17 protein-coding genes are annotated in these 15,307 nt (G+C 72.1%); 12 read left to right on the plus strand and 5 right to left on the minus strand.

From position 1 onward, the window contains the following. The first annotated feature begins 32 nt into the window (after window positions 1–32). Window positions 33–830, plus strand: coding sequence for a hypothetical protein (locus ACFQGU_RS10185; protein WP_386766295.1), 798 nt, complete (start codon window positions 33–35; stop codon window positions 828–830). On the opposite strand, the gene ACFQGU_RS10190 is transcribed toward ACFQGU_RS10185, so the two are convergent. After that, window positions 827–1,120, minus strand: a complete 294-nt coding sequence (locus tag ACFQGU_RS10190; protein WP_386766297.1) for a DUF4235 domain-containing protein — start codon at window positions 1,118–1,120, stop codon at window positions 827–829. The genes ACFQGU_RS10185 and ACFQGU_RS10190 overlap by 4 nt on opposite strands. A 32-nt stretch (window positions 1,121–1,152) precedes the next feature. Then, window positions 1,153–1,659: a DUF3093 domain-containing protein gene (locus ACFQGU_RS10195; protein ID WP_386766299.1), complete on the minus strand. Its 507-nt coding sequence runs from the start codon at window positions 1,657–1,659 to the stop codon at window positions 1,153–1,155. Between the two features lie 52 nt (window positions 1,660–1,711). Here ACFQGU_RS10195 and ACFQGU_RS10200 point away from each other — a divergent pair, with 52 nt between their 5' ends. The 3 genes from ACFQGU_RS10200 to ACFQGU_RS10210 are packed head-to-tail and all read left to right on the plus strand — an operon-like array spanning window position 1,712 to window position 3,611. Continuing rightward, the gene (locus ACFQGU_RS10200) at window positions 1,712–2,320 is read left to right on the plus strand and encodes a PaaI family thioesterase (protein ID WP_386766301.1); all 609 of its coding nucleotides are present in this window, start codon (window positions 1,712–1,714) and stop codon (window positions 2,318–2,320) included. Continuing rightward, window positions 2,317–2,778, plus strand: a complete 462-nt coding sequence (dut, locus tag ACFQGU_RS10205; RefSeq protein WP_386766303.1) for a dUTP diphosphatase — start codon at window positions 2,317–2,319, stop codon at window positions 2,776–2,778. Before ACFQGU_RS10200 ends, dut begins: the two co-directional genes overlap by 4 nt. 53 nt (window positions 2,779–2,831) lie before the next feature. Further along, a complete protein-coding gene (locus tag ACFQGU_RS10210) occupies window positions 2,832–3,611 on the plus strand; it encodes a DUF3710 domain-containing protein (RefSeq protein ID WP_386766304.1) in 780 nt (259 codons plus the stop codon). Here ACFQGU_RS10210 and ACFQGU_RS10215 read toward each other — a convergent pair. After that, window positions 3,608–4,303, minus strand: coding sequence for an alpha/beta hydrolase (locus ACFQGU_RS10215; RefSeq protein WP_386766306.1), 696 nt, complete (start codon window positions 4,301–4,303; stop codon window positions 3,608–3,610). The genes ACFQGU_RS10210 and ACFQGU_RS10215 overlap by 4 nt on opposite strands. 68 nt (window positions 4,304–4,371) lie before the next feature. On the opposite strand from ACFQGU_RS10215, the gene ACFQGU_RS10220 reads away from it, so the two are divergent. Further along, the gene (locus ACFQGU_RS10220; RefSeq protein ID WP_386766308.1) at window positions 4,372–4,743 is read left to right on the plus strand and encodes an OB-fold nucleic acid binding domain-containing protein; all 372 of its coding nucleotides are present in this window, start codon (window positions 4,372–4,374) and stop codon (window positions 4,741–4,743) included. A gap of 1 nt (window position 4,744) precedes the next feature. Continuing rightward, a complete protein-coding gene (locus ACFQGU_RS10225; RefSeq protein ID WP_386766310.1) occupies window positions 4,745–5,485 on the plus strand; it encodes a DUF3159 domain-containing protein in 741 nt (246 codons plus the stop codon). 57 nt (window positions 5,486–5,542) lie between these two features. On the opposite strand, the gene ACFQGU_RS10230 is transcribed toward ACFQGU_RS10225, so the two are convergent. Next, the gene (locus ACFQGU_RS10230) at window positions 5,543–6,199 is read right to left on the minus strand and encodes a potassium channel family protein (protein WP_386766312.1); all 657 of its coding nucleotides are present in this window, start codon (window positions 6,197–6,199) and stop codon (window positions 5,543–5,545) included. Further along, the gene (locus ACFQGU_RS10235; protein ID WP_386766314.1) at window positions 6,196–6,861 is read right to left on the minus strand and encodes a potassium channel family protein; all 666 of its coding nucleotides are present in this window, start codon (window positions 6,859–6,861) and stop codon (window positions 6,196–6,198) included. The genes ACFQGU_RS10230 and ACFQGU_RS10235 overlap by 4 nt, the downstream gene beginning before the upstream one ends. A 65-nt stretch (window positions 6,862–6,926) precedes the next feature. Here ACFQGU_RS10235 and ACFQGU_RS10240 point away from each other — a divergent pair, with 65 nt between their 5' ends. The 6 genes from ACFQGU_RS10240 to ACFQGU_RS10265 all read left to right on the plus strand — a co-directional run bounded on the left by ACFQGU_RS10240 (window position 6,927) and on the right by ACFQGU_RS10265 (window position 15,305). Continuing rightward, entirely contained in the window at window positions 6,927–8,987 is a 2,061-nt protein-coding gene (locus tag ACFQGU_RS10240; protein ID WP_386766316.1) for an APC family permease, read from the plus strand. Beyond that, window positions 8,984–10,240, plus strand: a complete 1,257-nt coding sequence (locus ACFQGU_RS10245; RefSeq protein WP_386766318.1) for a class I SAM-dependent RNA methyltransferase — start codon at window positions 8,984–8,986, stop codon at window positions 10,238–10,240. Before ACFQGU_RS10240 ends, ACFQGU_RS10245 begins: the two co-directional genes overlap by 4 nt. Before the next feature lie 38 nt (window positions 10,241–10,278). Continuing rightward, a complete protein-coding gene (locus tag ACFQGU_RS10250) occupies window positions 10,279–10,659 on the plus strand; it encodes a bleomycin resistance protein (protein WP_386766320.1) in 381 nt (126 codons plus the stop codon). Between the two features lie 113 nt (window positions 10,660–10,772). Further along, window positions 10,773–13,433, plus strand: coding sequence for an aconitate hydratase AcnA (gene acnA, locus ACFQGU_RS10255; protein ID WP_386766322.1), 2,661 nt, complete (start codon window positions 10,773–10,775; stop codon window positions 13,431–13,433). A gap of 99 nt (window positions 13,434–13,532) precedes the next feature. Further along, window positions 13,533–13,904, plus strand: coding sequence for a hypothetical protein (locus ACFQGU_RS10260; RefSeq protein ID WP_386766324.1), 372 nt, complete (start codon window positions 13,533–13,535; stop codon window positions 13,902–13,904). 270 nt (window positions 13,905–14,174) lie between these two features. Next, on the plus strand, window positions 14,175–15,305 hold the full coding sequence (locus ACFQGU_RS10265; protein WP_386766326.1) for a sugar ABC transporter substrate-binding protein: 1,131 nt from the start codon (window positions 14,175–14,177) through the stop codon (window positions 15,303–15,305). The last annotated feature ends 2 nt before the right edge of the window (window positions 15,306–15,307 follow it).

Consider the following 15,307-nt stretch of genomic DNA (forward strand, 5'->3'; position numbering starts at 1 on the left):
GCAGCACCACCCGGGACGTGCGAGGCTGAAGCATGAGCGACCCGCAGCAGCCAGCGCCGGACGACGGTCGCGAGGTGGCCGACCTCGTCACCCGGCTCTCCGACTCCGACGCCACCCGCCGCGACCGCGCTGCCGTCCTCGGCCGGCTCTCCCAGGTGACCGCGGCCCGCGCGAAGGAGGCCGGCCTCAAGGCCGTGGGGAGCGGCAAGTACATGGCCGACCTCCTGCTCGAGGCCGCGCCGCACATCCCGGTCCGCGACCTCGAGACCCTCACCCAGCACCACAAGGGCCTGACGGGCGACGCCCTCGCCGATGCCCTCGTCCGCAACGCCCAGCGCGCGACCGCGGGGATCGGAGCGGCGGGCGGGGCGGTGGCGGCGGCGGAGTGGGCGGCGATGCCGGTGCTCGTGGCCGTCCCCCTCGAGGTGGTGGTCGAGACCCTCGCCGTGGCGGCGGTGGAGGTGAAGCTCACCGCTGAGCTGCACGCCGTCTACGGCATCCCCGTCGAGGGCACGGGCACCCAGCGGGCGATCGCGTTCACCGGCGCGTGGGCGAGCCGTCGCGGCCTCGACCCCATGCGGCCGTGGACGATCCCCAACGTCCTCGGCATCGCCGGTCGGCAGCAGCTCGCGAAGCGGATGCTCGGCAGGTTCGCGCGCAACCTCGGCACCGTGGTGCCGTTCCTCATCGGTGCGGTGGTCGGCGCCCGCGTGAACCACCGCGAGACCAAGCATCTCGGCGACGTGCTGCGCGCGGACCTGAGCCGGGTCGCGGCCGAGCGCTCCGCCGCGGCGGCGGCACCGATGATCGAGCCGCCCACGTCCCGCTAGGCGGAGATCGACCGGTGCTTCGGGGCGGTCATCCGGTCGATCGCCACGTTGACCATGGCGATCGCGACGGCGGTGGCGGCGGCGTACACGAGCACGCGGCCGATGTTGACCTCGCGGTCCGCGGCCTTGGGCGGAGCGGCACCCGTGGTCTTCTGGTAGACGCCGTCGAGGGCCTTGCGCACCAGCCAGCCGGCACCGAGGGCGAGCACTGGTGCGGCGATCTTGAGCGCGGTCGACACCTCGACGAGGTCGTCGTCGTCCAGGGCGGGGAGCTCGAGGTCGTCGGACATGGGTCCCTCCGGTGCAGGTGGTGCGGTCGGGGTCAGCCTGCCACGTCGCGCGCCGCATCGCGTGCGGCTGCGAGGACAGGCGCGAGCTCCCGGCCCCGTCTGGTCGAGACGAGCCAGTACGGGTGCGGGTCGTCGGGGTCGTCCACCTCGACGAGCACCGAGGCCGGGACCCACCCGCGCAGGCAGAGGTAGGCACGCTTGTCGCCCCGCGTGCCGCGGGCGTCGCGGGTGCGCGCGGCGTCGAAGACCGCGACGCGGCCGACGTGCCGGAGCGGGAGGCGGGCGCGTCCGGCGCGCAGGACGGCGTCGTCGACGACGACCAGGGGCGCGGTGACGAGCAGCAGCGCAGCAAGCACGGCCTCGGCGACGACGAACGTGATGACGCCTGCGACCGCGCCGAGGCGGAACCCGTAGGCGACGCCCAGGGTGAGCATGAGCACGGTGCCGAGCAGCCACATCCACCACGGCGCGTGCAGCCGCTCCCGGTAGGCGACGACGCTGCCGTCGAGGCCCTCGGCGGTCGGCTGGGTGCTGGCCATGACCCGAGCCTGCCACGGCTGGCGCGGGCGCCCGACGGGTAGGGTCGCCGACGTGACGAGCGACGCCGCGATCCCCTCGCGCGGTGGGCTGCTGCCCACCACACCGCCCGCGGACGCCGTGCTGCCCGAGCGCAACCCGAACGCGCCGGCGCCCGGCCAGCCGATCCCGAGCCACTACACCCGCTGCTTCGTCTGCGGCGACGACCACGACGCCGGCCTCCGGCTCGAGGTGATCGCGGGGGAGGGGCTCTCGCTCACCGGCTCCTTCACCGTGTCCGAGCACCACCAGGGCGCCCCCGGGCTCGCGCACGGCGGCCTCCTGACCGCCGCGTTCGACGACGCGCTGGGGTCGCTCAACTGGCTGCTGTCGGCGCCGGCCGTGACCGGGCGGCTCGAGACCGACTTCCGGCGTCCGGTGCCGGTCGGCTCGACCCTGCACATCCGCGCCGAGGTCGTCGGCGTCAAGGGCCGCAAGGTCTTCACCAAGGCGGTCGGCCGCCTCGGCTCTGCCGACGGCCCGGTGGCGCTGACCGCGGCGGCGCTGTTCATCCAGGTGCCGATCGAGCACTTCACGTCCAACGGGCGCCCCGAGGACGTCGCGAAGGCGCGCGAGGACCGTGCGGTACGACGTAGCGTCGAGAACCTCGAGGTGAACCCGTGACGACCGCGCCCCGGCCCCCGCATGCCGTCGACGTGCTGCTGCAGCGCCTCGACCCCGGCGTGCCCGCGCCCGCGTACGCCCACCCCGGCGACGCGGGCGTCGACCTCGTCACGACCCTCGACGCGGAGGTCGCGCCGGGGGAGCGCGTCCTGCTGCCGACCGGGATCGCCATCGCGCTCCCGGACGGCTACGCAGCCTTCGTGCATCCGCGCTCGGGCCTGGCGGTGAAGTACGGCGTGTCCCTCGTCAACGCCCCCGGCACGGTCGACGCCGGGTACCGCGGTGAGATCAAGGTCTCGCTGGTGAACCTCGACCCGCGGGAGCCGGTCGTGCTGCACCGCGGTGACCGCATCGCCCAGCTCGTCGTCCAGAGGGTGGAGCACGCGGTGTTCCACGAGGTCGAGAGGCTGCCGGGCTCGGACCGCGGCGAGGGTGGATTCGGCTCGTCCGGCCGCTAGCGTCACAATCGTCCGGGGCGCCCGCCCCGTCCATGCCAGCTGAAGGAGTCCCGGTGTTCCGTCGCCGCAAGGGTCAGGACACGCCGTCCGCCGACGAGGTGCTCGAGGACGGCCTCGACGCCGAGCTCGAGTCCGATGAGACCGACGAGGCCGACGAGCCGGCGGCCCCTGTCGTCGACCGCTCGGGCGGTCCGTTCGACACCTCCGAGGTGCCGGACGACGGGCTCACCCGCCTCGACCTCGGTGGCCTGCGCGTCGCCGGCGCCGAGGGCATGGAGATCCGGCTCGAGGTCGATGAGGCCACCCAGAACGTCATGGCCGTCACGATCGTGTCCGGCGACTCCGCGATGCAGCTGACCGCCTTCGCGGCCCCGCGCACCGAGGGCATCTGGGACGACGTACGCCGCGACATCCGCAACAACCTCGCGGGCAACGGCACGGTGGACGAGGTCGACGGACCGCTCGGCCCCGAGCTGCGCGCGACGCTCTCGCTGCAGGGCCCCGACGGCAAGCAGGTCTCCCAGCCGGTCCGCTTCGTCGGGGTGGACGGGCCCCGATGGTTCCTGCGCGGACTGTTCACCGGCCGCGGTGCGCGCGACGCCGCTGCTGCGGCGCCGCTCGAGGCGGTCCTCCGGGCGACCGTCGTGGTCCGCGGCGACGAGGCCATGGCCCCCGGCGACGCGCTCCCGCTGAACGTGCCGACCGCGCTGCCGGACGGCATGTCCCAGACCGGCGGAGCAGACGCGGAGGGCGACGAGGACGACGCCGCTCCCGACCGCCGCACCCCCCTGCCCCCGCCCGTGCGCGGCCCGGAGATCACCGAAATCCGCTAGCGGTCCAGCACCGCGCGCGCCGCCCGGCCGAGGGCGCCGCGGTCGGTGCCGGGTGCATCGCGCGGCACGACGACGAGCCGAGCCCGGGGGATCGCGTCCGCCCACGCCTCCGCGACGGCGGCCGGGTGGAGCGGGTCGTCCGCGAGCGCCACGACCACCGTGCGCGCCCGGATGCGCGCGAGCTCGTCGAGGGTGGGGGCTGCGCTCGCGGCGGCCGCGCGCAGCGACGCGGCAAGGGCCTGCGGATCGGCGTCCGACCACGACCGCACGAGCTCGTCTACGACCCAGTCGTGGCCGGCCACGGCCTGCAGCCGCGCCAGGATCCCGCCGACGCCGTCGCGCTCGATCTCGTCGGCGCTCGCGGCGGTGAGGGCGGCGACGCCGTCGGGCTCACCGGTCCACGCCGGCATCGCCAGCACCAGGTCGGGTGCCATGCCCGGCTGCTCCGCGGCCCAGTGCGCCACGGCGTGGGCGCCCAGCGAGATGCCCCCCACCAGGTCGACGGTGCGGCCGGAGGCCTCGACGCGGCCGACGGCGGACCGGATCGTGGCCACGACGTCCTCCAGCGTGCCGCGCGCGTACGGTGCCTCGTGGACCCAGCCGGGGGCCGCCGCACCGAGGAGGCGTCGCGCAGCATCGGGCGCGGACCCCGACCCGTGCACCAGCAGCGCGACGGGCGGAGTAGAGGGCACGGGACGATCCTGGCACCGGTCGTGCAGCCTGCGCGGCAGGGCTGGGCGTCGCGGGTTAGCCTGGGCAGGTGAGCAGCAGCCGTCGCGGCCCCTTCGCTCGCCTGCTGCGCACGCAGGCCGAGGTCGATGCCGACCGCCTCGAGACCGAGGCCACCGCGCAGGGCGCGACCCTCGTCCGCGACTGCCAGGGCGGCTGCGTCAGCACCGTGTCCGGCCGGCTCCGCTCGGTCACGCTCCGGCCGGTAGGCAAGGCACCCGCCGTCGAGGCCGAGCTCTGGGACGGCACCGGACGCCTCACCCTGCTGTTCCTCGGCCGACGCCGGATCCCGGGGATCACGCCCGGACGCCACGTCGTGGTGCACGGCCGCGCGATCGTCCGCGACGGCGACCGCACGATGGTCAACCCGCGGTACGAGCTCGTGCCGTCGTCGGCGGAGTGACGTGAGCACCTCCGACGACGCGTCCGCCGCACCGGACGCCGACCACCACGCGCTGGCCGAGGCACTGCACCTCGAGGGCGGCACCGGCAGGCCGGGCGACGCCACCACCGAGCAGCTCATGGCCAACGCGATCGGCGGCTGGCGCGGGCTGATCGACGGCTCGCTGCCGTCGCTCGTCTTCCTCGTGGTCTTCCTCGTCACCGGCCAGCAGCTGATGCCTGCGGTGTGGGGGGCCGTGGTAGCCGGGGCCCTCATCGCGGTGCTGCGCCTCGTGCGCCGCCAGTCGCTGCAGCAGGTGCTGTCGGGCTTCATCGGCGTCGCCTTCTGCGCCTGGTTCGCCAGCCGCACCGGCAACGCCGAGGACTTCTACCTGCCGGGCCTCCTCATCAACGTCGCCTACGGCACTGCGCTCGCGATCTCCTGCCTGGTCGGCCACCCCCTGCTGGGGTACGCCGTCGGCGCGGCAACCGGTGACGTCACCGGCTGGCGCCGCGTCCCCGAGCAGCGCCGCGCGTATGCGCTCGCCACCTGGTTCTTCGTGGCGGTGTTCGCGGGTCGGCTGCTCGTGCAGGTGCCGCTCTACCTCGCCGGCGCGGTGGGCGCGCTGGGCACGGCCAAGCTGTTCATGGGCTGGCCGCTGTTCGCCCTGGCGGCGTACCTCTCGTTCCGCGTCATCACCCGCGCACGCCGCGAGGCCCCCGTCCCCGAGCTCGAGCCCGAGGTCGAGCCCGCCTCGGACTGACGAATCCGTCGCCTCCCGGCTCGGGAGACGACGGATTGATCAGGGTGAGCGGGTGGGTCAGTCGCCCAGCAGGTCTTCGAGCGCGGACTCCTGCTCGTCCGAGGCGACGAAGAGGAGCTCGTCGCCGGCTTCGAGGGAGTCGTCCGGGGACGGCGCGATCACGCGAGAGTCGCGGATGATCGCCACGAGCGCGGTGTCGACGGGCCAGGTGACGTCGCCGACCCGCGAGCCCACCACGCCAGCCGACGCCGGCAGCGTCATCTCGACGAGGTTGGCGTCGCCCTGGCGGAACGTGAACAGCCGCACGAGGTCGCCGACGGTCACCGCCTCCTCGACGAGCGCGGAGAGCATGCGGGGGGTCGAGACCGCGACGTCGACGCCCCACGCCTCGTCGAACATCCACTCGTTCTTGGGGTGGTTCACGCGCGCCACGACGCGCGGCACGCCGTACTCGGTCTTGGCCAGCAGCGACACGACGAGATTGACCTTGTCGTCGCCGGTCGCGGCGATGAGCACCTGGCACGCGGGGAGGTCGGCCTCGTCGAGGACCGCGATCTCGCAGGTGTCGCCGAGCAGCACCTCGGCTCCGGCCACGACGCCTTCGCGGCCCTTGTCGGGGTCGCGGTCGATGAGCAGCACCTGGTGGTAGTTGCTGAGCAGCTCGCGGGCGATGGCGCGGCCCACCTTGCCGGCTCCGGCGATGGCGACCCTCATGCCGATCCCTCCGGCCCAGCGGCGAACACGGACTGCACCTCGGCGCGCCGTGACGGGTCGAGCAGCACGTGCAGGAGGTCGTCGGCCTGCACGACCGTCTCGGTGTCCGGGATCAGTCCCTCGCCGAAGCGGGTGATGAAGCCGATGCGGGTGCGCGACTCGCGCTCGAGCCGGGTGATGCGGTGGCCGATCCAGCCCTCGCCGGCGCGCACCTGGGTGAGCGCCACCTTGCCGGAGCCGTCGCGCCACTCGTCGTCGACGGCCTCGGGGAGGATCCGGCGCAGGATCTGGTCGGTCTGCCACGCGACGCTCGCGACGGTGGGGATGCCGAGGCGCTGGTAGACCTCGGCGCGGCGGGGGTCGTAGATGCGGGCGACGACGTTCTCGACGCCGAAGGTCTCGCGTGCGACGCGCGCGGCGAGGATGTTGGAGTTGTCGCCGCTGCTGACGGCCGCGAACGCGTGGGCACGCTCGATCCCGGCCTCGACGAGCCGGTCGCGGTCGAACCCGATCCCGGTGATCGTCGTCCCGGTGAAGCTGGGGTGCAGCTTGCGGAAGCTCGAGGTCTCCTGGTCGATCACGGCGACCGAGTGACCGGCGTCGTTGAGGGTGTGGGCCAGCGCGGACCCCACGCGGCCGCACCCCATGATCACTACGTGCACGTTCGCAGACGCTACACGCCGGACCTCCGCCGCCGTGGGCCGGACGGCGCGTAGGGTGTGCCGACGTGTCCAATGTGACGGGTTCCGCCAAGCGCCTCCTGGTCGGCCGTGCCCTCTCCAGCGAGCAGCTCGGCGAGACTCTGCTGCCCAAGCGCATCGCGTTGCCCGTCTTCGCCTCGGACGCCCTGTCGTCGAACGCGTACGCCACCCAGGAGATCCTCCTGGTCCTGTCCCTCGGCGGCGTGGTGCTCTACGACTTCGCGCCGTGGGTGGCCCTCATGGTGATCGTCATCTACACGGTGGTGGTCGCCTCCTACCGGCAGAACGTCCACGCCTACCCGAGCGGCGGCGGCGACTACGAGGTGGTCACGACCAACCTCGGGGCGAGAGCGGGCGTGTTCGTGGCGAGCGCGCTGCTCGTCGACTACGTCCTCACGGTCGCCGTGTCGATCTCGGCGGCGGTGGCGAACCTGGCCTCGGCGTACAGCGTGATCGGCGAGCACAAGACGCAGTGGGCCGTCGCCGTGATCGTCGTGATCACGCTCATGAACCTGCGAGGCGTGCGGGAGTCCGGGCTCGCGTTCGCGATCCCGACGTACGGCTTCGTCCTGGGCATCTTCGGCATGGTGGGCTACGCGATCTACCGCATCGCCCAGGGTGACGTGCTGCGAGCCGAGAGCGCGGACTGGGTGATCACCCCGGAGGGCAGCTTCGCGGGGGCGGCGCTGGTCTTCCTCATCGCGAGGGCGTTCTCGTCCGGCACGACCGCGCTCACGGGTATCGAGGCCATCGCGAACGGCGTGCCGGCCTTCCGCAAGCCCAAGAGCAAGAACGCTGCGACGACGCTGCTGATGCTGGGCGCGATCGCCATGACCATGTTCGCCGCGATCACCTGGCTCGCGCTCTACACCCAGGTAAGGGTGACCGAGTTCGACCGGGACCTCATCGGGCTGCCGGAGGGCCAGGCGCAGAAGACGGTCATCGCGCAGATCGCGGACGCCGTGTTCGGCGACTTCACGATCGGGTTCCTCTACGTCTCGTTCGCCACCGCCCTCATCCTGGCGCTGGCGGCCAACACGGCGTTCAACGGCTTCCCGGTGCTGGGCTCGGTGCTCGCGCGCGACGGCTACCTCCCGAGGCAGCTCCACACGCGTGGCGACCGGCTTGCCTTCAGCAACGGCATCGTGGTGCTCGCGGGCCTGGCGGTCGTCCTCGTGATCGCGTACCGCGCCGAGGTGACCGCGCTCATCCAGCTGTACATCCTGGGCGTCTTCGTCTCCTTCACGCTGAGCCAGCTCGGCATGATCAAGCACTGGAACCGCCTGCTGCGGGCGAACCCGCCAGCGGGGGAGCGACGGGCCGCCCTGCGCAGCCGTGCGATCAACGCAGTCGGCTTCGTGATGACCGGAAGCGTGCTCATCATCGTCCTGGTCACGAAGTTCACGAAGGGCGCGTGGATCGTCTGCGTCGCGATGCCCCTGATCTACCTGCTCATGCGCGCCATCCACAACCACTACGCGCAGGTCCGAGTCGAGCTCGCAGCAGGGGACAACGAGCGGGTCACGCTTCCTGCCCGCGTGCACGCCGTGGTGCTGGTGTCCAAGGTGCACAAGCCGACGCTGCGCGCGCTGGCGTTCGCCCGGGCGACCCGTCCGAGCACGCTCGAGGCCGTCACTGTCGACGTCGACGAGGCCGACACCGCTCGGCTCGTGGCCGACTGGGACCGTCGCGCGATCCCCGTCCCGCTCAAGGTGCTCGACTCGCCGTACCGCGAGGTCACCCGCCCGATCCTCGACCACGTCCGCGGCCTGCGGCGCAGCAGCCCGCGCGACCTGGTGATCGTCTACGTGCCCGAGTACGTCGTCGGCCACTGGTGGGAGCAGATCCTGCACAACCAGAGCGCGCTGCGGCTCAAGAGCCGGCTCCTGTTCCAGCCCGGCGTCATGGTCTGCGCGGTCCCGTGGCAGCTGGCCTCATCCGAGGGGCTCGTCGACCGTCCGGAGCCCATCGCGGCCGGAGCCGTGCGCAGGGGCGAGCCGGACGCCGTCACCCAGGACGCCGTGGTCTCGGCGGAGTTCGTCGACCCGGACGGCGGAGTCCGAGGAACCGCTGGTCCGAGCTCATGATGCGCGCCGGCGACAGGCTGGTCGTCGAGGTCGGCCCGGTCGCGCACGGTGGGCACTGCGTCGCTCGGCACGACGGCCAGGTGCTCTTCGTGCGGCACGCCCTGCCAGGCGAGCAGGTCGAGGTCGTGGTGACCGACGTCGGCAGGAAGAACCGGTTCGTGCGGGCGGATGCGGTGGCAGTGCTCACGCCGTCGCCGGACCGCGTCGAGGCGCCGTGCGCCCACGCGCGACCGGGCGGGTGCGGCGGATGCGACTGGCAGCACGCGTCCGTGCCGGCTCAGCGTGCTCTGAAGGCGACCGTTCTGCGCGAGCAGCTCGCACGGCTCGGCGGGATCACCGAGCTCGGGGGAGTGCCGCTGGAGGAGTGCGTCGACGTCGTGGCGGTGCGTGGCGACGAAGGCGGCCTCGGGTGGCGCACGCGCGTCCGGTTCGCCGTGGGGCCCAACGGCAAGGCGGGCTTCCGCGGCCACCGCTCGCACGAGGTCCACGCGGTGGACCCGTGCCCGCTGACCTCGGCGGGCGTCCAGTCGATCGGTGCGACCCACGAGTCGTGGGACGGCGCGGAGGAGATCGAGGTCGTGGCCTCCTCCGGCGGCGACCGCACCGTGGTCGTCGAGCCCGCCAAGCTGGGACGGCGGCTCCCGGCCGATGTCAACGTGCCCGGCCTTCGCGGCCGTGGCTGGGTTCGCGAGAACGCCGCGGGCCGGGAGTGGCGGGTCGCCGCCGACGGTTTCTGGCAGGTGCACCCCGGCGCCGCCGACACGCTGGTCGACGTCGTGCGCGCTCTGCTCGCGCCGCAGCCCGGTGAGCACCTGCTCGACCTCTACTGCGGGGTGGGGCTGTTCGCCGGGGCGCTGGCCGCCGACCTCGGCGAGGAGGGCTCGGTCGACGCCGTGGAGGCGTCGGTGCAGGCGTGCGCGGACGCGCGCCGCAACCTGCACGACCTCCCGAACGTCCGCATCCACGCCGCGCCGGTGGAGAGCTGGCTGCTCTCACCGACCGCGTCCGACTCCGCCGACCTGGTGGTGCTCGACCCGCCGCGCAGCGGGGCCGGAACCGAGGTGATGGACGCCGTCCTCGACCGCGCGCCGCGCGCGATCGCCTACGTCGCGTGCGACCCGGCGTCGCTCGGCCGCGACCTCGGGCACGCCGTCCAGGCCGGCTGGCGGGTCGCCTCGGTCCAGGGCTTCGACCTGTTCCCGATGACCCACCACCTCGAGGCGGTCGCGCTCCTGCTGCCGCCTTCGCGCTGACGGCTGCCTCCGTGCCGCCGCCCGCGTAGCGTGGCCGCATGAAGCATGTTGCTGGAGACATGTCGGTGGCCGCCCCCGTCCTCGTGAGCGCGGACGTCCCGGCCTCGCTCGAGCGCTACCGGGCCCTCGGGTTCATGGTGTCGGCGCACGAGGACGGCCACGCCTACGGCTTCCTGCGCCGCGGCGAGGCCTGGCTGCACGTGTCGCTGCTGCCCGATCTCGACCCGACCATGAACGCCGTGTCGGCGTACCTCTACTGCGACGACGCCGACGCGCTGCACGCGGAGTGGGCCGCATCGGGCGTGGCCGGCCGGCACGTGCCGCCCGTCGACACCGACTACGGGCTCCGCGAGGGGGCGTACATCGACCCCGACGGCAACCTGCTGCGCTACGGGAGCCCGCTGCCGCACCACTCCTGAGGCGCGCACCCCCGCGTGCCGGGGGTGGTGCCGGTCGGTACGATGAAGTATCTTGACGTCAAGATAAATTGCGATCGGTTCCAGAAGGCACGACGGCGGAAGGACTCCCTGGCATGGCGAGCAAGGACAGCTTCGGTGCCCGCGCCGACCTCGAGGTCGGCGGCACGACGTACGAGATCTTCCGCGTCGGCGCGGTGGAGGGCTCGGCCCGGCTGCCGTTCACGCACAAGGTGCTCCTCGAGAACCTCCTGCGGACCGAGGACGGCGCCAACGTCACGGCCGACCAGATCCGCTCGCTCGGCAGCTGGGACCCGTCCGCCGAGCCCAGCGAGGAGATCCAGTTCTCGCCCGCCCGCGTGATCATGCAGGACTTCACCGGCGTCCCGTGCGTGGTCGACCTCGCCACGATGCGCGAGGCCATGAAGGACCTCGGCGGCGACCCGGCCAAGATCAACCCGCTCGCCCCTGCCGAGCTCGTCATCGACCACTCCGTCATCGCCGACCACTTCGCCTCGCCCGAGGCCGTCGGCCTCAACGTCGAGCTCGAGTACGAGCGCAACCGCGAGCGCTACCAGTTCCTGCGCTGGGGCCAGACGGCGTTCGACGAGTTCAAGGTCGTGCCGCCGAGCACCGGCATCGTGCACCAGGTCAACATCGAGGCCCTCGCCCGCGTCGTGATGGTGCGGGGCGGTCAGGCCTACCCCGACACCTGCGTCGGCACCGACTCGCACACGACGATGGTCAACGGCCTCGGCGTGCTCGGCTGGGGCGTCGGCGGCATCGAGGCCGAGGCAGCGATGCTCGGCCAGCCCGTGTCGATGCTCATCCCGCGCGTCGTCGGCTTCAAGCTCTCCGGCCAGGCGCCCGAGGGCACCACGGCCACCGACCTGGTCCTCACGATCACCGAGATGCTCCGCAAGCACGGCGTGGTTGGCAAGTTCGTGGAGTTCTACGGCGAGGGCGTGTCGGCGGTGCCGCTGGCCAACCGCGCCACGATCGGCAACATGAGCCCGGAGTACGGCTCGACCGTCGCGATCTTCCCGATCGACGACGAGACGCTGCGCTACCTCGAGCTGACGGGCCGCACGGCCGAGCAGGTCGCGCTCGTCGAGGCGTACACCAAGGCCCAGGGCCTCTGGCACGACGCCGCCAACGAGCCGGTCTACTCCGAGTACCTCGAGCTCGACCTCGGCACGGTCGTGCCGTCGCTCGCGGGCCCGAAGCGCCCGCAGGACCGCGTGATCCTCTCCGAGGCCAAGACGAGGTTCGCCGAGGCACTCCCGGCGTACACCTCCGAGCCCGCGAGGACCGCGACGTTCACGATCGACGGCGAGGAGGTCACGATCGGCCACGGCGCCGTCACGATCGCCGCGATCACGTCGTGCACCAACACCTCGAACCCGTCCGTGATGGTGGGTGCCGCGCTGCTGGCGAAGAAGGCGGTCGAGAAGGGTCTGACCCGCAAGCCGTGGGTGAAGACCACGCTCGCCCCCGGGTCCAAGGTCGTGACCGACTACTACGACAAGGCGGGGCTCACGCCGTACCTCGAGAAGATGGGCTTCGACCTCGTCGGCTACGGCTGCACCACCTGCATCGGCAACTCGGGCCCGCTGCCCGAGGAGGTCAGCGCCGCCGTCAACGCCGAGGACCTCGCGGTGTCCGCGGTGCTGTCGGGCAACCGCAACTTCGAGGGCCGCATCAACCCCGACATCAAGATGAACTACCTCGCCTCGCCGCCTCTCGTCGTCGCTTACGCGATCGCGGGCACGATGGACATCGACATCATCAACGAGCCGCTCGGCACCGACCAGGACGGAGACCCCGTCTTCCTGCGGGACATCTGGCCGTCGCCGGCCGAGGTGCAGTCGACGGTCGACCAGTGCATCGACGCCGAGATGTTCACCTCCCGCTACGCGGACGTGTTCGCGGGCGACGCGAAGTGGCAGTCGCTCCCGACGCCCACCGGCGACACGTTCGCCTGGGACGCCGAATCGACCTACGTGCGCAAGCCGCCGTACTTCGACGGGATGCCGGCCTCCCCGGCCCCGGTCGTCGACTTCGACGGCGCCCGAGTCCTCGCCAAGCTCGGCGACTCGGTCACGACCGACCACATCAGCCCGGCGGGCAACATCAAGGCCGGCACGCCGGCAGCGACGTACCTCACCGAGCACGGCGTGGAGCGCAAGGACTTCAACTCGTACGGCTCGCGCCGTGGCAACCACGAGGTGATGATCCGCGGCACGTTCGCCAACATCCGCCTGCGCAACCAGCTGCTCGACGGCGTGGAGGGCGGTTACACCCGCGACTTCACCCAGGCCGACGCGCCGCAGACCTTCATCTACGACGCCGCTCAGTCGTACGCCGCCGCCGGAATCCCGCTCGTGATCCTCGCGGGCAAGGAGTACGGCTCGGGCTCCTCGCGCGACTGGGCCGCCAAGGGCACGGCGCTGCTGGGCGTGAAGGTCGTCATCGCCGAGTCGTACGAGCGGATCCACCGCTCGAACCTGATCGGCATGGGCGTCCTCCCGCTGCAGTTCCCCGCGGGGGAGACGGCCGACTCGCTCGGACTCGACGGCACCGAGACCTACTCGGTCACCGGCATCACGGCGCTGAACGAGGGCCGTACGCCGACGACGGTCGCCGTGCAGGCGGCCAAGGCCGACGGCAGCGTCGTCGCGTTCGACGCCGTCGTGCGCATCGACACCCCTGGCGAGGCCGACTACTACCGCAACGGCGGCATCCTGCAGTACGTGCTGCGCTCCCTGGTCGCCTAGGAGGCAGCACCCCCGGACGACGGCGGCCCCCACCTCTCGCCAGGTGAGGGGCCGTCGTCATGCCCGGGTGCGGTCGTGCGCTCTCACTAGAGTCGCGGCGTGGTTCGTGACCTCGCCCCGCCCGGCTGGCCGTCGGGCGTGCTGCCTCCCGGCGCCCCGGGGTGGGAGGACTCCGTCGTCGGGTGGCTGCTCGACCAGTGCCCGCCGGAGTACCGCGGCCACGACGTGCTGCGCCGCCATCCCGTCGTGCTCGTGCGCTTCGCCGCGCACCACATCGAGTCCGCGCTCGCCGGCGCGCGGTCGGCGTACGGCTCCGCGCGGCGCGAGCTGGGGGAGCGGGTGGCCCCGGAGGTGCTCGACCAGTCGCTGCGGGCGCTCGAGGCCGAGGGCGCCCGGCTGGCGCGCGCCTCGCGGGAGATCGCCCTGGTGGAGGACGCCCTGCTCGGCGGCCGGTGGACCCCGCGGCTGTAGGTCGCCGCCCCAGACCCTATGCAAACGCTGTCATCGGTGGAGTCCGGGGCGATCCGGACATTCGGGAACAGCGGGTGACGGGCGCGTGACGAAATTGTTACCGGACACAACGAACTTTGTTGCGTGTAGGGGTGGCCTCGGTCACACAGGGGGAATATGTTCGCGCTGGCAACATTCACCGGGCGTCCTCCGACGACCGGTTCTGCTCCCTCCCGGGTGGCTCAACCCGGGCCCTTCATGCACAGCGGACCTGTGCGAGAGAGGACGAGAATGAGCAAGCGTCACCTGGCCATCGCTGGTGCGGCGGCCCTTTCCCTCCTGCTGGCTGCCTGTGGCAGCAGCAGCGATGGCGGCACGACCACGAGCGCGGCCCCGGCCGAGAGCTCGTCGAGCGCAGCCCCTGCCGGCGGCAAGGTCGGCGTCATCCTCCCCGACGCGGCCTCGTCGCCCCGCTGGGAGAACAATGACCGCCCGGCGCTCGATGCCGCCATCACCGGTGCCGGCTTCGAGGCGATCATCCAGAACGCCGACAAGGACGTGAGCAAGTTCGCGACCCTGTGCGACTCGATGATCAACCAGGGCGTCAACGTCCTGATGATCGTGAACCTCGACTCCGAGTCTGGCGCTGCGTGCCAGAAGAAGGCGCTCGACGCCGGTATCCCGTCGATCGACTACGACCGCCTCACGCTCGGCGGCTCGGCCAAGTACTACGTCTCGTTCGACAACGTCCAGGTCGGCAAGCTCATGGGCGATGGCCTCATCAAGTGCCTCGACACCGCGGGCAAGACGAAGGCGAACATCGTCTTCATCAACGGCGACCCGACCGACAACAACGCCGCGCTCTTCAAGGAGGGCTACGCGGGCGCCCTGAAGGCCAAGATCGACTCCGGCGACTACACGCTGGTGGGCGACCAGACCGGTAAGTGGGACGCCACCGTCGCGCAGACCACGTTCGAGCAGCTGTACACGCAGAACGACGGCAAGGTCGACGGCGTCATCTCCGCCAACGACACCATGGCGGGCGGCATCGTCACCGTGCTGACCAACAACAAGGTCGCGGGCCAGGTCCCGGTCACTGGTCAGGACGCCTCTGACGAGGGCCTGCAGCGGGTCATCGCCGGCACCCAGTGCGGCACGGTCTTCAAGGACGTCAACGTCGAGGCCAAGGCTGCGGCCGACCTCGCCATCGCGATCCTGAAGGACGACGGCTCGGCTGACGCGCTGGTGAACGGCAAGGTCACCGACAGCACCACCAACGTCGAGGTCCCCTCGGTGTTCGCCACGCCCGTCTGGGTGACGCAGGAGAACATCAAGGCGCCGTTCGATGCCGGCTACACCACGGTCGAGAAGGTCTGCACGGCCGACTACGCGGACGCGTGCGCCAAGCTCGGTCTGAGCTAGTA

Source organism: Longivirga aurantiaca, from assembly GCF_042660085.1.
In the GTDB taxonomy this organism is placed as follows: Bacteria; Actinomycetota; Actinomycetes; order S36-B12; family CAIYMF01; genus Longivirga; species Longivirga aurantiaca.

What these genes read in the sequence shown, in the direction of transcription:
- ACFQGU_RS10230 (WP_386766312.1), bottom strand. Translation starts at nt 6,199, where the DNA reads ATGAGGGTCGCCATCGCCGGAGCCGGCAAGGTGGGCCGCGCCATCGCC.
- ACFQGU_RS10265 (WP_386766326.1), top strand. Translation starts at nt 14,175, where the DNA reads ATGAGCAAGCGTCACCTGGCCATCGCTGGTGCGGCGGCCCTTTCCCTC.
- ACFQGU_RS10190 (WP_386766297.1), bottom strand. Translation starts at nt 1,120, where the DNA reads ATGTCCGACGACCTCGAGCTCCCCGCCCTGGACGACGACGACCTCGTC.
- ACFQGU_RS10245 (WP_386766318.1), top strand. Translation starts at nt 8,984, where the DNA reads ATGATGCGCGCCGGCGACAGGCTGGTCGTCGAGGTCGGCCCGGTCGCG.
- acnA (WP_386766322.1), top strand. Translation starts at nt 10,773, where the DNA reads ATGGCGAGCAAGGACAGCTTCGGTGCCCGCGCCGACCTCGAGGTCGGC.
- ACFQGU_RS10185 (WP_386766295.1), top strand. Translation starts at nt 33, where the DNA reads ATGAGCGACCCGCAGCAGCCAGCGCCGGACGACGGTCGCGAGGTGGCC.
- ACFQGU_RS10250 (WP_386766320.1), top strand. Translation starts at nt 10,279, where the DNA reads ATGAAGCATGTTGCTGGAGACATGTCGGTGGCCGCCCCCGTCCTCGTG.
- ACFQGU_RS10195 (WP_386766299.1), bottom strand. Translation starts at nt 1,659, where the DNA reads ATGGCCAGCACCCAGCCGACCGCCGAGGGCCTCGACGGCAGCGTCGTC.